The 16,236-nt window shown below is 67.5% G+C and carries 14 protein-coding genes and 3 tRNA genes; 7 read left to right on the forward strand and 10 right to left on the reverse strand.

Annotated features, from left to right (window positions below; all coding sequences use genetic code 11):
- Window positions 1-19: 19 nt before the first annotated feature.
- A complete protein-coding gene (locus OXG33_00635) occupies window positions 20-1,120 on the forward strand; it encodes a Gfo/Idh/MocA family oxidoreductase (GenBank protein MCY4112434.1) in 1,101 nt (366 codons plus the stop codon).
- Here the strand turns inward: OXG33_00635 and OXG33_00640 are convergent.
- Window positions 1,117-2,169: a sialidase family protein gene (locus OXG33_00640; GenBank protein ID MCY4112435.1), complete on the reverse strand. Its 1,053-nt coding sequence runs from the start codon at window positions 2,167-2,169 to the stop codon at window positions 1,117-1,119. The two genes, OXG33_00635 and OXG33_00640, sit on opposite strands and share 4 nt — an antisense overlap.
- A 156-nt stretch (window positions 2,170-2,325) precedes the next feature.
- Between OXG33_00640 and OXG33_00645 the strand changes: the two genes are divergently transcribed.
- Entirely contained in the window at window positions 2,326-3,933 is a 1,608-nt protein-coding gene (locus OXG33_00645) for a sialidase family protein (protein MCY4112436.1), read from the forward strand.
- A 153-nt stretch (window positions 3,934-4,086) separates the two neighbouring features.
- On the opposite strand, the gene OXG33_00650 is transcribed toward OXG33_00645, so the two are convergent.
- From OXG33_00650 to OXG33_00685, 8 genes are all read right to left on the reverse strand, one after another.
- Entirely contained in the window at window positions 4,087-4,947 is an 861-nt protein-coding gene (locus OXG33_00650) for an endonuclease/exonuclease/phosphatase family protein (protein MCY4112437.1), read from the reverse strand.
- A gap of 142 nt (window positions 4,948-5,089) precedes the next feature.
- The gene (locus OXG33_00655; protein MCY4112438.1) at window positions 5,090-5,989 is read right to left on the reverse strand and encodes a hypothetical protein; all 900 of its coding nucleotides are present in this window, start codon (window positions 5,987-5,989) and stop codon (window positions 5,090-5,092) included.
- 390 nt (window positions 5,990-6,379) lie between these two features.
- Window positions 6,380-7,507, reverse strand: coding sequence for a hypothetical protein (locus OXG33_00660; GenBank protein MCY4112439.1), 1,128 nt, complete (start codon window positions 7,505-7,507; stop codon window positions 6,380-6,382).
- A gap of 187 nt (window positions 7,508-7,694) precedes the next feature.
- Complete coding sequence (locus tag OXG33_00665) at window positions 7,695-8,177, reverse strand: HIT family protein (protein MCY4112440.1); 483 nt, start codon at window positions 8,175-8,177, stop codon at window positions 7,695-7,697.
- Between the two features lie 24 nt (window positions 8,178-8,201).
- Window positions 8,202-10,997, reverse strand: coding sequence for a formate dehydrogenase subunit alpha (fdhF, locus tag OXG33_00670; GenBank protein ID MCY4112441.1), 2,796 nt, complete (start codon window positions 10,995-10,997; stop codon window positions 8,202-8,204).
- 52 nt (window positions 10,998-11,049) lie between these two features.
- On the reverse strand, window positions 11,050-11,301 hold the full coding sequence (locus tag OXG33_00675) for a hypothetical protein (GenBank protein ID MCY4112442.1): 252 nt from the start codon (window positions 11,299-11,301) through the stop codon (window positions 11,050-11,052).
- A 1-nt stretch (window position 11,302) separates the two neighbouring features.
- Window positions 11,303-11,767, reverse strand: coding sequence for a DUF4395 family protein (locus OXG33_00680; protein MCY4112443.1), 465 nt, complete (start codon window positions 11,765-11,767; stop codon window positions 11,303-11,305).
- Between the two features lie 4 nt (window positions 11,768-11,771).
- Window positions 11,772-12,335: a mechanosensitive ion channel gene (locus tag OXG33_00685; GenBank protein ID MCY4112444.1), complete on the reverse strand. Its 564-nt coding sequence runs from the start codon at window positions 12,333-12,335 to the stop codon at window positions 11,772-11,774.
- Between the two features lie 93 nt (window positions 12,336-12,428).
- On the opposite strand from OXG33_00685, the gene OXG33_00690 reads away from it, so the two are divergent.
- Window positions 12,429-13,913, forward strand: a complete 1,485-nt coding sequence (locus OXG33_00690; protein MCY4112445.1) for a hypothetical protein — start codon at window positions 12,429-12,431, stop codon at window positions 13,911-13,913.
- Here OXG33_00690 and OXG33_00695 read toward each other — a convergent pair.
- Window positions 13,910-14,647 (reverse strand): hypothetical protein, encoded by a 738-nt coding sequence (locus tag OXG33_00695; GenBank protein ID MCY4112446.1) that lies wholly within the window; start codon window positions 14,645-14,647, stop codon window positions 13,910-13,912. The genes OXG33_00690 and OXG33_00695 overlap by 4 nt on opposite strands.
- A gap of 131 nt (window positions 14,648-14,778) precedes the next feature.
- Between OXG33_00695 and OXG33_00700 the strand changes: the two genes are divergently transcribed.
- From OXG33_00700 to phnD, 4 genes are all read left to right on the forward strand, one after another.
- Window positions 14,779-14,862: transfer RNA gene (locus OXG33_00700), tRNA-Tyr, on the forward strand.
- 49 nt (window positions 14,863-14,911) lie between these two features.
- Window positions 14,912-14,988 (forward strand) — tRNA-Asp (locus tag OXG33_00705).
- A 25-nt stretch (window positions 14,989-15,013) separates the two neighbouring features.
- A tRNA-Ile gene (locus OXG33_00710) sits at window positions 15,014-15,086 on the forward strand.
- A 141-nt stretch (window positions 15,087-15,227) separates the two neighbouring features.
- Complete coding sequence (phnD, locus tag OXG33_00715) at window positions 15,228-16,133, forward strand: phosphate/phosphite/phosphonate ABC transporter substrate-binding protein (GenBank protein MCY4112447.1); 906 nt, start codon at window positions 15,228-15,230, stop codon at window positions 16,131-16,133.
- The last annotated feature ends 103 nt before the right edge of the window (window positions 16,134-16,236 follow it).

Genomic DNA, 16,236 nt, shown 5'->3' on the forward strand with positions numbered 1-16,236 from the left:
TCAAAAGTGAGTGAACGGCATGGCTGCGAAATATCGCGTTGGGATCATCGGGACGGGCCGAAGCGGCGGACTGATCGACGACGAGCTGCCAGCGGGCGACCAGCGCAAACCTTACGGGCACTACGGCGCCTACGCGGCGATTCCCGAAACCGAGGTCGTGGCCGTGGCCAACCGCGGGACGGAGCGGCTGCGGCGATTCTGCGAGCGCTTCGGCGTGACGAATACCTACCTCGACTACCGGGAGATGATCGACAGAGAGCGCCTGGACATCGTGAGCCTGACGACGCCCGCGCTCACCCGCGCCGAGCCGCTGATCTACGCCGCCGAGCACGGCGTGCGGGGCATCTACAGCGAAAAAGGGCTGTGCGCCTCACTGGCCGAGGCCGACCGGATCCACAGCGCTTGCACAGCCAATGGCGTGGCGTTCAACTGGGGGGCGATGCGCCGCCATGATCCGGTGTATACGGCCATGCGGGACGCCATCGCCGCCGGTGATATCGGCACGCCGCAAATTGCCGTCGTGTACGGGTACACGGACCTCATCAAGCACCACCCGCACACGCTGGATACGGCGTCGCTGCTGTTAGGCGATCCAATGCCCGTGTGGGTTGAGGGCCGCCTGGTCGATCCCGGCGATCCCTTCGACCCCACGCCGCGGAAGCCACCGCCCACCTACGACGCGGAGGGGCATCGGTATGTGGCGGCGGAGGGCCAGGAGCTTGGCGACCCGATGGTCGGGTTCTTCCGAGTGGGGTACGACGGCGGCGCGGAGGGATATTTCATTCCCCGGCGGGGGGGGCAATGGGACATCGAGGTGCACGGCGACGAAGGACGGGCCGTGATGTGGGACAACGGACTCCACGCCTCCGTGCGCATTTGCACCGGCGAATACGGCGACGTGCGTGAGCACACCATTCGAGCAATTGGTGAGAGCCCGCCGATGCTCACGATCCGCAACCTCATCCGCGAGCTGGAAACCGGCGAGCGCACGGCCGGGAACATCGACGTCACCATGCAGTCGGTGGAAGCGCAGTTCGGCATCGCGCACTCGCATCTCAACGGCGGCGCGCGGGTATCCCTGCCCGTGGCCGACCGGACGCTCTACATCCCGGGTGGCTAGCCGCCGCCCAACTCGTCAACGCTGAGTCGCGTCCAGCGGAGGCGCTCGTAGGTCATCTCGTCGCCGCTCTCGTAGATCAGTCCAACCGTGCCGTCGCCCAGGTCGCAGAGGTCGGAGTAGGCGGAGGGTCCGGGATGCACGACGAGCCCGCTCGACCAGGTGCGTCCGCCGTCGTCGCTGCGTCGCACGGTGAGCCGCTCGCGGGCCTCGCTGGCGGCGTTGGCGAAGACGAGCGGCGTGCCGGGACCGCCCGCGCGAACCGCCGAGGCCTGGCAGTGGGGGTCGATGAGGTCGTGGTGCCAGTCATCCTCGCTAAACGACTCGCCGCCGTCCACGCTGCGCGCGTAGCGCCGGCGGTAGAGCGGCTGCTCATCGCGCCGGTCGCAGCGACGGTTGAGATAGAGGCTGCCGTCGTCCAGCTCCACGACCACGCACTCGTTTGTGCCGTCGCCGGTGGTTGCGCCGATGCGCCAGGAGGCGCCGCCGTCATCGCTCAGCAGCAGGTGAGAGCGGCACCAGTCGACATAGCGCTCGTGCTGCACGCCGACGCCGTGATCGCAGGGGATGACGAATCGTCCGCTGTGCAGTTGGATGCCATGACACGGTCCCGTGGCGTACCAGGTCCAGCCGGGCCGCTTGACCGCGCTAGTGATCTCGCGGGGTGATGCCCACGTTTTCCCGTCGTCGTCGCTGTGAGTCTGCCAGACGGTGCGCTGGGCTTTGTCCTGCCAGACAAGGTCCTCTGGGCCGTCGTGGGGATTGCGGCAGAAGAGCAGCGTGATGCGCCCGGTGTCGCGATCCACCACGGGCGCCGGGTTGCCGGCGACGTCGCCGCCGCCCGAAACGACGACGCGCATGGCGTCGAAGTCGGCGGCGCCGCGCTCGCGCCGGCGCAGGACGGTGTCTATGTCGCCGGTGTCGGCCCGACTATTGCGGCGTCCCTCGGCAAAGGCCAGCACGGTGCCGGCGGTGGAAACCGCCAGGGCCGGAATGCGGAAGGTGTGATAGCCGTGCCGTCCGGATACGAATAGGTCTTGAATTTCGTCCATCGCGCCGCCTCAACTCACGTGCCAGGCCACCAGGCCAGCATAGAGCGCCGGAAGTCTGTTCGGAGACATCGCGCCCGGGCAAACGCGCGACAATGCCCGCGTCAGCGACGACCGCGCCGGTCGGGCTCTCGATCCCCCGGGCGCAGGAGAAGGACCGTGCTGCTACTCGAACGACACTCATTCGGCGAATCGATCGACCGGGTGGCGCTGCTGCCCGACGGTCGCTTCGTCAGCTGGACAACCGAAGGCCCCGGCTTCTACATCGGGCTCGAAACCGGCATCTTCCACGACCCGTGGGCGCGGCAGGACCTCATCATCCGCTACGGGAGCTTCGCCGACGGCACGGTCACCTGGGACGCGCCGCAGCGCGTGATGGAGCTTCCCATTGGCTTCGGCTATTGGGGCAGCGGCCCGATCCTGGTGGACCGCGACGGCGCCATCCACCTCTTTGGCAAGCGCGTCCTCATTTGGCCCGAGGACATCGAGCGCCCCGGACGCGACGAGCTGCGCTGCGACGTCTATCACGTCGTATCGCGCGACGGCGGCGCCAGCTGGGAAGGGCCCCAGCGCATCGACTACGGCCACCCCTATACCGGGGCGCTGCGTCAGGCGGCGCAAATCGACAACGGTCGGATGTTGCTGCCGCTGGAGTACTACGACTGGGACCAGACGGAAGGCATGTATTGCTGTAAGACCTGCTATTCGGACGACGGCGGGCGCACCTGGCACAACGACTCGACCGACCTGCACGTGGCCTCGGGGGGACGGCACAGCCACTCCGGCGCCAACGAGCCCACCGTGGCTCAACTGGGCGACGGGCGCATCTACAAGATCATCCGCACACCGGCCCGGTGGCAGTACGAGTCGTACTCCGACGACGGCCGGACCTGGTCGGAGCCGAAGCGCAGTCGGTTCAAATCGGCCAATTCTCCGGGCTACCTCTTGCGCCTGCGAGACGGACGGCTGTTGTTTACCTGGAACAACACCCAGGGGCCGCCGTTCGGCGGCGAGCGCAAGGAGGTCTACTCCTCGCGGCACGTGGTCAACGTCGCGGTCTCGCACGACGACGGGCGAACCTGGCACGGCTACCGGGAGTACGCCCGGCAGGCGCTGCCCGAGCTGCTCAACGACCAGGTCAGCTACCCGCGCATGCTGGAGCTGCCGGACGGTCGCGTGCTGATGATGTTCAACCACATCACCGACGCCTGGATGCACGTGGTCACGGACTACGTGGTCCTGGACCCCGACTGGCTCGACGAGACCGAGGACCACGACGACTTCGAGCACGGACTGGATGGGTGGTCCACGAACGGCACCGCCGGCGCATCGGTGGTGGACGCGGACGGCGGGCGCGTGCTGCGCCTGCGGCACACCGGCGAGTTGCCGCTTGGCGTCGAGCGCAACTTTCCCATTGGCGCCCGCGGAACGCTGTCGTTCGAGGCGCGCCGGGACGAGGGCTCGGCCGGCGTCGACGTGGTGCTCGACGAGACCTTCTGGCGGCCCGACGACCGGCGCCCCGATGCGGCGGTGGAGCTTGCGCTGGACGCGGAAACGCTGCCCGCCGGCGCCTGGACGCCAGTGACGTTTCGCTGGGACATCGCGGCCCGCACGGCGACCGCGACGGTCGGAGGAACCGAGTGCACCCTGCCGATCCGGGAAGGGCGTTTGGGCCTGAGCTACCTCACGCTGCACGGTCGGGCGACGGCCGCTGAAGGCGCGGCGACCGACGTGCGCAGGCTGCGCGTGCAGGTGCAGAACGCCTGAGGATCCACTCAACGAACCAAGCCCCACGGCACACAGGGAGCCCAATCCGTTCGCTCACCTCTTCGACGAGCTCAGGGCGAACGGATTGGGTCAAGCCCACGGCTTGATTCAGACCTCTTTCAGGGCGGACCTCGAAGTCCCCGCGCATCGCCGTCAGGCGATGGCGAGGTCGACCCAGAGGCCCCAGTGATCGGACGCGAACAGACCGTCCGTGCGATGCCCCGTGCCGAATCGACCTTGGTCCACGATGTGGAGCGGTGTGGAGTCGCGGCGGTGAACCAGGACGTAGTCGATGCGAATCGGCTGCGCCTCGGGATGGTGCGCCCACCGGCGATACCCGGAGTCCACGGCCCACCGGTTGAACATGGCCGAACTGGTGGGCCAGGTGGGCGGCGCCGTGGCAAGGGAAGGTACAGACTCGAGTCCCGCGGTCTGCATGAGACTGAACAGCAGCGAGCTGTGCGACTGCACGTTCAAGTCGCCCATCAGCACGAGCAGATCCGACTCCTTTGACAGCGAGGCCAAGGCCTCGGCCAGCTCAGGCACGGCAACCCGCTGGGCGGCGGGCAACGATGACATCGGCAGATGCGTGGATGCCACCGTGGCCCGGAATCCACCGAGCTCCCACTGCGCAGTGAGCAGCCAGGGTTCGTGGAAGCCGAGGTCGGGAACGGAGTCGCGGTCGGCCAGACGCAGCCGCGACGTGCCGGCCGGCGGGACGCGCGCCAGCAGGGCCGGACCCATCCGCGCGGATGGGTCGGCGGTCGGTGCGTCGATCCACTCGACGAGGGGGATGCCGGTGTCGTCGGCGACCTGCTCCGGCACCGACCGTCCGGCTTCCCAGGGGCGTCTGGCGGAGCGCGCTTCGTGAAGCATGACCACGTCCGGCTCGAGGTCGGCAAGCTCCGCGGCAACGAGCGGGCGCCGGCGCTCCCACTCCCAGGAGAAGCCCCAGACGTTCCACATGGCGATGCGCAGTTTGGCCGGCGATCCATCGGCGGAGCGATGCCGCACACTCGGAGCCGTCACCGCAGCCTGCCTGTCAGGTCAGTCCCGGGTACCGCCAAGGCCCTGTGGAGCCGCGGACCCGAGAGGTGCATTCCATCGTGCCCGACGCCGCGCAGCCTGCGTCGCCGCGGAAGGGTGGTGTCGGCGACTAGGCCACCACGAGCAGGTGCGGAGGCGCCCACATGCGCCAGCCGCTGGACGTGGGATCAAGGCCATATATCTGGCGCGGGGTCATGACCGGCGTATCCGAAGCCCAGGGTGCGCGCGAGTTGTGCTGAAAAATCTTGATGCCGCGCCACTCAATCTGCGGGTAGGCCGTGGGGCTGGTGATGGCGTTGTATTTGTGCACTTTGGCGTTGGGGCTGCCGAAGCCGTCGGCGTCGAAGACCAGCTCGACCTCCGGGTAGATCTCGATGTTTCGCTTGCCGGGAACCATCGACCAGGAGTCGGAGACGTCATCGACGAACTGATGCACGATGAGCACTTTCTTGTGGGAGAGGCCCTCCTCGCGCACGTAGGAGGCCAGGAGGGCCTGGACCTCGTTGATGCTGTAGGCGGAGAGGGATCCAGTCGGCTTGCCCGGCGTGTCCTGGTCCGGCTTGGTCGCGAACTCGGGATCAAGCGCCACGTGCACGTTGGGATAGGCCAAATAGCCGGCGTCGATCATTCGTCGTATGAAGTAGGTGGGCGAGAGGCGGCCAATCTGGCTGTCGAGGATCACGTCCATGTCGCGATCCGCCGCCGGCTTGATGTAGTCCTCGATCAGGTCCACGCCGGACGCGTCGAGGAAGATCATGCAGCTGTCGTCCGTGCCGCGGCAGTTGCGAGCCAGCGCGTAGATCAAGTGCGGCGCCACCTTGACGGGCGCCTCGGCGAATTCCGACATGGCGTGAACCCACGGCTCGACGCTGTGTTCCAGCTCATCAAACGAGTTGACCGCACCGAGCATCCCGAGCACCGGGGCCACGCCGAAACTGCGGCCGTAGACCGAAAGCAACGAGTGTCTCTGCAGGACCGACAGCGGTCCGAGCGGCGTGGGCGGCAGCACGTGCGACCACCAATCGCAGATGCCAGGATCGGGCTCGGCAGCCTCGCAAATCAGGTCAGCAATTGACTCTGGAGGTTGCGGAGGGCTGACCTCGGCAACAGGATGGAGGCTGCCTGCCGCGCCGGAGGGCTCGGCCGGCGCCGATGCAGTGGCCACCCTCCCCAAGAGCGTGCCTGCCGCGCTTCCCGACAGCAGCCCCAGGCCGTGCCTGAGGAATGAGCGACGGTCGAACATTCCCTAGGTGCAATGATACCACCAGAATGGGGGTTGGACACAACATATAGGCGAGGCTAGGGAACTTTCCCCATATCCAGTAGCCGCACGCCGACGGGCCGACGCTACGGCCCTGATGCCCGTGGCCCGCTGCGGAGCTCTTCCGGCGGCGCCTGGCTAGGCCACCACGACTAAATGCGGCGGCGCCCAGATGCGCCACCCGGCCGGCGTTGGGTCGAGGCCGTAGATCTGGCGCGGGGTCATCACGGGGGTATCCGAAAAGCGGGGCGCGTACGGGTTGTGCTGAAAGATCTTGATGCCGCGCCACTCGAGCTGCGGGTACGCCGTGGGATCGGTGATGGCGTTGTATTTGTGCACCTTGGCGTTGGGGCTGCCGAAGCCGTCGGCGTCGAAGACCAACTCGACTTCCGGGTAGATCTCGATGTTCTGCTTGCCAGGAACCATCGACCAGGAGTCGGAGAGGTCGTCGACGAACTGATGCACGATGAGCACCTTCTTGTGGGAGAGACCCTCCTCGCGCACGTAGGAGGCCAAGAGGGCCTGGACCTCGTTGATGCTGTGGGCGGAAAGCGTGCCGATCGGATGGCCCGGCATGTCCTGGTCCGGGGCGGTGGCGAACTCGGGATCGAGTGCCACATGCACATTGGGAAATGCGAGATATCCGGCGTCGATCATTCGCCGAATGAAGTAGGTGGGCGAGAGGCGGCCAAGCTGGGTGTCGAGGATCACGGCCATGTCGCGATCGGCCGCCGGCTTGATGTAGTCCTCGATCAGATCCACGCCCGACGCGTCAAGGAAGATCATGCAGGAGTCGTCGGCGCTGTGGCAGGGGCGAGCCAGCCCATAGATCAGGTGCGGCGCAACCGTGACGGGCGCGTTGGCGAGCTCCGACATGCCGCGAACCCACGGCTCGACGCTCCGCTGAAGCTCATCGAACGAGTTGAGCGCCCCGAGCATGCCGAGAATCGGGGCCACGCCGAAACTGCGGCCGTAGACCGTGAGCATCGGGGTTGCTTGCAACACCGACTGCGGTTCGGATGGCGTGGGCGGTCGCTCCAACCACGGTTCGCACTCGGTTGGAGCAAGGTTGGCGACATCGCAGATGATCTCGATGATCGACCGGCGGCCGGTATTTCCGGGCTCTGCGTCCGGCGTCGAGGCAACGGGTGCGCCGCGGGCTTCGGTCGGACCCGACGCAGCGGCTAGCCCTCCCCAAAGTGCTCCTGCCGCGCCTCCCGACAGCAGCCCCAGGCCGCGCCTGAGGAACGAACGACGGTCGTGCATTCCTCAGGCTTCATCGTACCAGATATCGAGTTACGCTCACAACGCAATGGAAGATTCTGCCCATTTGCCCCATATTTCATAAACGAATACACACGTCAACCAGTATGAACATCACAGGATTCATGACGGCAGGCACCGTGGCGCGGTCGCGCATCGGGCTGCCGAGATCGCCCGGGCGGACGATTCCTCAGGACAGGCCGGGCGTACGGTCGAGGGCGGCGAGGCTGCGGCGCAGGAGAGCCGCGTAGCGAGCACGCTCGGCGTCGTCCGCGCGCCGGCCGCGCGATTTGGTCGCGCCGTCGCCCAGGTGGCGCGGGATCACGTGCGTGTGCAGGTGCCAAACGTCCTGGCCGCCGGCCGGCTCGTTGTTTTGGCGCACGGTCACGCCGTCGCAGGGATATCCGGTGCGCATGGCGATGGCGACGCGGCGCGCCACTTGGGCAATGCGGCTCGCCAAGTCGTCCGGAAGCGCGTAGAGGTTTTCGTAGTGCGCCAGCGGGATCACGAGCGCGTTTCCGCCTTGCGAATTGTGCGGGCTATGGCGTCTCGAGATTTGCACCACGACGTGGGCGTCACGCCAGGCGGTGAACTCCGATTCGGCGCCTGCCGCAATGGCGCAGAAGGGGCAGTCGTAGCCGGGCGGGGCGTGTGAGACGGTCAACCGCGGCATGGGCCGTGGACCATCAGCCAGCGTCTAGGCCTGGGCGCTGGTCAGCGAGCGAGATTGGCGGCTGGGTTCTGACTCCAACACCTCGATCTTGCAGGCGCAGATCTTGTATTCGGGGATCTTGGAAATCGGGTCGAGGGCGTTGATGGTGAGCAAGTTGGCAGCGGCTTCGACGAAATGCCAACCCATGTAGACGGTGCCCGGCGGGACGCGGCGGGTGATCCAGGCGCGGGCCTCGAGGCTGCCGCGGCGGCTGCTGACGCGCACCAGCCCGCTCTTGGGAATACCGAGACGGTCGGCGTCCTCGGGCGACACCTCCACCAGCGGCTCGGGATAGGCGTCGTCGAGCCGGGAGCGGCGGCTGACCGAGCCGGTGTGCCAGTGGTAGAGCACCCGACCGGTATTGAAGATGAAGGGATACTCCGCGTCGGGAATCTCCACGTTTTCAGTCCAGTCGATGGGCGTCATGGTGGCCTTGCCGTCGCTGGTGGGGAAGCGGTCGCCGAATAGCCACAGTGCGCCGGGGTCGGCGTCGTCGAGGCACGGCCAGCGGAGGCCGCCCTCGCGGTCGAGCCGGGCGTGGCTGAGCCCGGCGTGGCTGGGCGTGAGCCGCGCAATCTCATCAAAGATCTCCGCCGGTGTGCTCAATCCGGGGTCGTAGCCCATCCGCTGGGAGAGGTCTAAGACGATTTCCCAGTCCTGCCGCGCCTCGCCGGGCGGGTCGAGGATGGGCCGAACCCGTTGCACGCGCCGATCGGTGTTGGTGAAGGTGCCGTCTTTCTCGGCCCAGCTGGCGGCGGGGAGCACGACGTCGGCGATTTGCGCCGTCTCGGTCATGAAGATGTCCTGCACCGCCAGAAAGTCGATGTGGTTGAAGTGCTCGCGAGCGGCGTTGAGGTCAGGGTCCGACATGAGCGGGTTCTCACCCATGATGAACATGGCCCGCAGATCTCCGCGCCCCACGGCATCGGCGATTTCCATGGTGGTGAGGCCCTGGGCCGACGGCAGCGTGACTTCCCAGGCCTTCTCGAACACGCCGCGAACTCCAGGATCCTCGACCGAGCGGTAGTCCGTGAAGTACATCGGAATTGCGCCCACGTCGCTGGTGCCTTGGACGTTGTTTTGCCCGCGCAGCGGATTGAGTCCCGTTCCGCGCCGGCCGACGTTCCCCGTGGCCAAACAGAGATTGATGAGCGTGAGGCAGGCGTCGGTGCCATGCGTCTGCTCGGAAATGCCGACGCCCCAGTAGAACGACGTCTTGCCAGATTCGCCAATGATGTGGGCGGCGCGCTCGATTTCAGCCGCCGGTATGCCGGTGAGCGCTTCTTGACGCTCGGGCGTCCAGGTGCGCACCGACTCAGCGACGGCATCAAAATCGTTGACCCGCAACGCTACGAAGTCCTCGTCGACCAGCCCATCGCGGATCACCACATGGAGCAGGGCGTTGTACATGGGCACGTCGGTGCCGGTGCGGAACTGGAGGTGCACGTCGGCCCAGCGGGTGAGCTCGATGGCACGCGGGTCGGCCACGATCAGCCGTGCCCCGTCACGCACGGCGGCCTTCATCTTGAGGGCCGTGATGGGGTGAGTTTCGGTGGTGTTCGAGCCAGTGACGAAGATCACGTCGTTCTCGGCGATCTCATCAAGTGAATTGGTGAACGCGCCGGTTCCGAGGGCAATGTCGAGCGCCGCGACGGACGAGGCGTGGCAGAGCCGAGTGCAGTTGTCGATGTTGTTGGTGTGCAGGGCCGCGCGGGTGAACTTCTGGAGCAGGTAGTTCTCCTCGTTGGTGCACTTGGAGGAGGCGTAGACCGCCACCGAGCCGGGTCCCTGCGAGTCGCGGTGGTGCGCCAGCCGCTCGGCGGTCAGATCGAGCGCCTCGTCCCAGCTCGCGCGCCGCCAACGGCCCTCGCCGCGTGCGCCAACCCGAATGAGGGGATGCGTGAGCCGGTCTTCATGCTGCGCGTAGTCCCAGCCGTAGCGGCCCTTGACGCAGAGCCAGCCCTGGTTGACCGGGTGATCGTCGGGCGAATCCACGTGGGTGATTGCCCCATCGCGGACGTGGGCGGTGAGGCCACAGCCGACGCCGCAGAAGGAGCAGGTGGTCTCGACGACGCGATCGTCGGTGAGCCGGCCGCGCCGCTCGGCTTCCCAGTGGGCGCGGCCCTTGAGGGCGCCGCTGGGGCACACCTGGACGCAGTTGCCGCAGTAGACGCAGGTGGTGTCCATCATGCCGTCGTACTCGGAGGTGCCCACGCGGACCTCGAACCCACGCTCGGCCGGCTCGATGGCGAAGGTGAACTGCACCTGGTCGCCGCAGACGTCCACACAGCGCCAGCACATGACGCACTTGTTGTAGTCGCGGATGTAGTAGGGGTTGTCGACGTAGATCGGAAAGGGCTCGCGCTCGGCGGCGGTGCCGACGGCGAGGCCATATTCGGCGCAGAGGTCCTCCAGCTCCGGCGCTTCGCTGAGGTCGACGCCGCCGAGGAGCAGTCGCAGGGAACCGCGGCGCGACGCGAGCACGTTGTGGCTGCTCGTGTAGACGACCTGGCCCGGCTCGGCCTTGGCGCGACAGGACGGCAACAGCTTCGACGCTTGGCGGTCGGGGGCGCCGGGCGGGGGTTCGGCGTGGGAGCCGTCAGGGCTGAGCGACTGTTCCACGACACACAGGCGGCAGTTGGCCGAGGCCGCCATGTTGGGGTGAAAGCAGAGCGTGGGGACCTCGACGCCGGCCGCGGATGCCGCATCCAGCAGCGTGGCGCCAGCCGGCACCGACACAAGTCGCCCGTCAATCGTGAGGCTGATGTCTTCGATCGGCACTGCCAATTCCCCGCACCCCTGTAACAACAGATTACGCCAGGAAAGGCGACGGTCACCGCTTGCGGGACGGAGGTCCTTCGGGCGGCTCTCGGAAGAGGAGCCGGAAGACGTATGCCAGCCAGCCGAGGGAAACCAGGATCACCGGCGGTACGAGCACGGCAAGCAGTAGGCCGGTGTCGACAGCCGCCGCGCCGCCGGCGTCGGGCGCGGCGCCGGTAGGGCCGGCGCAGGTGGCCCCCATCAGCAGGGTGAGCAGGAGCGCGGCGAGCGCGGCCGAACCCCGCAGCCGGATAAGCCCCGACATGCTAGGGGCGTTTTGCGGCCAGGCGTGCCAGCAAGTCGGCGAGGCTCCGCAGCGGCCCACAGTCGAGCGCCGCGTCGAGCGCCAGCGAGACGATGGACACACCGACGAGCGTCCACCCGAGCGGATGGTTGCCCGCGAACACAAACACCGACCCGGCCAGCGCCACGGTACCGGTCAAGGCATCGGCGCGATCGAACGCCGCTCGAGGTTCAGACGCGCGTTGGCGCCGCGCGGGCGCGATGAGCCACCAGTGCAGGGCGCGCGGCAAGCTCAGGCGCGAATTCACCGATCCCGACAGTTGGACAAGCACGCCGATCAAGATGATCCACGGCCCGACCGCGGTGCTCGCCACGACGATGCCGAGCGCATACCACGTCGCCAGCACGCCCTGGTGAAAGCGGCGCTCGGCCCGGTCGCCGGTCGAGACGCCGCCAGGCGCGTCGGGCGGCCGTCCTTCGGGCGTCAAGTCATCATTCGTTCTGCTCGGCCTCGTCCGTTTCCGCCGGCGGCGCGTGCAGCGTCACCGGCTGCGCCATGAAGTCAACGCTCGCCAGCAGCACACGGCGACCGTCGGGCAGGCGCAGGCGAACCGACCGGGGACCGACCTCTTCCACAAACCCGCGAAAGCCGCGGATCTCGATCTCGGCTCCGACGCCAATCCGCCGCTTCGCCGAAACAATGACGCCCGAAATCAGATTCCGCGCGATGTCCTGGGTGCCGAAGGCGATGCCGACCGACAGTCCGCCGATGATCGCCAGCAGCACGTTGAGGTTGAAGCCGACGGACGTGAGGGCGACGTAGATTCCAACCAGCACCACCAGCCAGGTCGTAAGGCGTACGATCCACGCCGAGGCCCGTTCGTCGGTGTTCAGCCGCTCGCTCAAGGACCGGCGCAGGAGCCGCCGCAACGGCAGCAGCGCAATGATGGTGATCGCGAGGATGATTACGATCTGGATGACGCCGAGCGGCGTCAGGATCTTGCCGTCGATTTCCGTGATCGGTGCGTTGAGCACGTCCAAGGTTTGCTGCCACATGTCCACGAGCGACTTCCCCCACGCTCGGCGTTCCGGTAACCGAGTCGAATGGTAGCCGCTACCGGACGTCGGATAGCGCACGGAGGACCACCGGTGCTGGCGGCTGTGGCGACGGGCGCCCTCGTTGCCGCGAGCTTTCCGCCGCTCTCGTGGACGGCCCTGGGATTCGTCGCCTGGGTGCCGCTGATGCTGGCGGTGCATGCGCCCGAGCGTTCGAATGCCGCGGCGCGAATGCTGGCGGGACTCGGCTGCGGCACGCTCTTCGGTCTTCTGGCGCTGAGCATCGATCCGCCGGAGGTGATCACGGGCGCGGCGTGGGTCGGGGTGAGCGCGGCGGTGGCCGCGGCGTTCGGCCTCGTGGCGGGGTTGCAGGCCCTACCCGTGCTGACGCCGCGCCTGCACACGGCGCTGCGGGGCTGGGGGATCGTGTGGCTGCCGGCGCTGGTGTGGGCGGGCGTCGAGTACCTGCGGCTGGTGACGACGGCCGGCCACCAGTGGGGCATGACCGCCACCGCGCAGATCGACGTCGCGCCGCTGCGGGCGTTCCTGCCGCTGGCCGGCATGTGGCCGGTCGCGATCATCGTGATGGCCACCAACGGCGCAATCGTGGCGCTCATTCTGCTCGCCCGGGGACGATGGACGGGATCGCGGCGGGCGCTGGGCTGGACCGTGGGTGCAGTGGCCGGGGCCTGGGCCCTGGGCGGGATCCTGGCGCTGCTGCCGGCGCCGGCGCCAACCGGCACGCTGCGGGCGGCCCTGGTGCAACCGGGCGAGCACGTGCCGGACCATCCGCTCACGCGGCCACTGATCATCCGTCGCCAATATGCCGAGCTCACCGAGGTCATCACGGCGGTGCATGGGCCGCCGACTGTCGCGGCGCAGGGTGCACAACTGGTGGTGTGGCCCGAGGCCTCGGGCTGGGTCGACCCGCTGACGCCGACCGGGCAGGCGCTGGCGCAGCAGGTGGCCGACGTGGCGGGGCGATCGGACGCGACGATCGTGTGGCCCTATTTCATTCGCATCGACAGCGAACGCACGCGCAACGAGGCCGTGCTGGTCTTTCCCGATGGCCGGCTCTCGGCACCCACGACCAAGGCACATCCGGTGTGGGTGATCGGCGAGCGCAGCATCACCGAAGGGCTGCACCCCGTGTATGCCGTTGACGGCGTGAACGTGGGACTGGCTCTGGGGCCGGATGGCAGCTACACCGACGCGCTGGCGCGATTGGCCCGCGACGGCGCCCAGGTGGTGGCGGTGCCGACGCACGATTGGGCCGCCTACGCCGGCACGCAGCTGGCGCACCTGCGCGTGCGGGCGGCCGAGCACCGGCTGGCGATTGTCAAGACCGACTGGCGCTACGGGTCGGCCATCGTTGCACCGGATGGGAGCATCGTCGCCGCAACGCCCCACGCCACCCAGCTGGAGACCATGCTGGCCGCCGACGTGGCGGTCACGACGCCGGGCTCTCCCTATAGCGCCAGCGGGGACTGGTTGGGGGTGGTGAGCCTCGTGGTCGCCGTGGGGGCGATTGCGGCTTCGGTGGTGTCGGGGCGCGTCGGTCGGCGGCGTTCGAGCTAGCGCCGCGCGGGGATGGCGCCGGCGCCGCCGGAGAAGGCGCTGAGCGCGACGGCCGCCAGGATCACGGTGACCACCACGGGGTGCCAGCCGAGCGACTCGAGCGTGGCGGTGTAGACGGCGGCGGCGTGCAGCAGCCCGGCGCTCATCAGATAGACGCCCAGGCGATCGGTCAGCCAGCCCTTGGCGAGCAGATAGGCCGTGCCGAGGTGAAGGCCGATCCAGAGCCACTGCTGGACGATCGGATACACCAAGTCACCGCCCACCGGGAGTTGCTGGATGGCGGGGGAGAGCGCGGCGTTGGCCCCGAACAGGGCGAAGCCGAGCGCGGGGGCCGCGGCGGCAGTGGTCACCGGGCGCGGCTCGCGCGGGTAGGCCATGGCAAAGAGCACCACCAGCAGCAGGATGAGCTTGACCATCTCCTGGGCGTAGCCGGCGATCAGGGCCTCGACGACGCCGGTGAGCGGTCGGGCGTCGGCGATGCGGACCGGGTCGATGTTGTCGGTGATGAGGTCCACCACCGCGACTGTGGGCTCACCGCGCACCCACACCTGGGCGACGGCGTAGACGGCGGCGCCGGCGACGAACCCAAACCACGCCGCGGGGCGGTCCGGCATGAGCGGCGGCCCGAGCCGGGACCAGAAGAGGCCAAACGCCAGCACGGCGACCACGGCCACGGGATGGGGCAGAAAGAAATAGGGCGCGAGCACGGCTTGCTGCTCGGTGAGCCACTCCATGGGGCTAGCTAGCGAAGGCGGGCGAGCGCCGGGTGCTTGGTACCATGGCGGCGATTGGCGGGTGCGGCGGCTGAGGGGTTGTCGTGCCCGCGCGATTGTTTACAACGCAAGCGAACGGGTGCGCCTTTCGCGGGTCGGTGGGTGAGCGGCTAATACCACCGGACTGTAAATCCGGCGCCTTTACGGCTACGTAGGTTCGAATCCTACCCGGCCCACCGCCACCGTGGCGTCGGATACCATGGTGGGCGGCGCGCCCGCAACGCTGGTCCCGTGGTGCAGTGGCCTAGCATATCTCCCTGTCAAGGAGAAGATCGCCGGTTCGAATCCGGTCGGGACCGCCAGACACGCCTGTTGCGGGCCTGCCATGGGCCCATAGCTCAGCGGTCAGAGCAGCCGGCTCATAACCGGCCAGTCCCTGGTTCGAATCCAGGTGGGCCCACCGGACTTGACGATAGAGCGAACCGAGCCTGATTCAACGATTGTCCAGAACGTCTGGTGGGGACTCCTCCAGGTTCCTGCCATCGAGAAACGCGAGCTGAAGAGCATGACGCAGGTTCGGCCGGGGAGACGGCTTCAAATCTTGGGCGTAGTCCTCGCGCTGGCCCTTCCCGCAGTCTTCATGGCCTGCGGCCCAGATACCGCGACACCGACGGAAGCGCCAGCAGCCTTTGGCGAGGCCACGGTCGATCGGACGGGCTGGCCGGCGAAGGTCCGGCTGGGTCTGATTCCCACCGAAGCCAACGTCATCGCCGACTGGACCCCGGTGGTGGAACATCTGGAGGCTCGGCTTGAATTGGAGGTGGAAGTATTCGTAGGCGCCGACTACACCGCCACCATCACGGCCGCCAGGAACGGCGACGTCGACATCGTGCAGCTGGGCCCTACGTCCTACGTCAAGGCCCGCGAACAGGGTGCCGATATCGAGCCGGTGGTCAGGTGGATTAACGAGGACAGCGGGATCGCTGGCTATAACAGCCTGCTCATCACCCACAAAAACAGCGGCATCACGACCATCGAAAACGCGCGGGGCCGTACGTTTGCCTTCAACGATCCCGAGTCCACGTCGGGTTTCCTGGTTCCCACGGTGTTTTTTCTGGAACGGAACATCGACCCCGAGTCCTATTTCAGCGACGTGTCATTCGCGGGTTCCCACGAAGCTACGGCTCTGGCCGTGGTCAACGGCACCGTTGACCTGGCCTCCAACAACAACGAGACCCTGCCGCGACTCTTTGAGACAGGCAAACTAAACGAGGACGACCTACGGATCATCTGGACGTCCGCACTGATTCCCACCGACCCCATTTCGGTGCAGAACAGCCTGCCCGCGAGCTTCCACACTGCGGTCAAAGAAGCCTTCCTGAGTTTCGACGACCCGGCGGCTCTCGGCGTGCTGCGGATTCAAGGCTGGATCCCTACCGAGGACGGAGACTACGACGTCGTCCGTACGCTCGAGGCCACCAGGGCGCAATTGGCCAGCGTCAACTAGCAGCCGGGAGAGATGTGACGATACTCGGTCGGTTCCCCGGTGCCGGTGCGCAGCCAAGTGGACGTTCCAGGTGACCAGTCAGATGACATGTCGATATCGGAGG

This window comes from Chloroflexota bacterium, from assembly GCA_026708035.1.
GTDB lineage: Bacteria > Chloroflexota > UBA11872 > UBA11872 > UBA11872 > JAJECS01.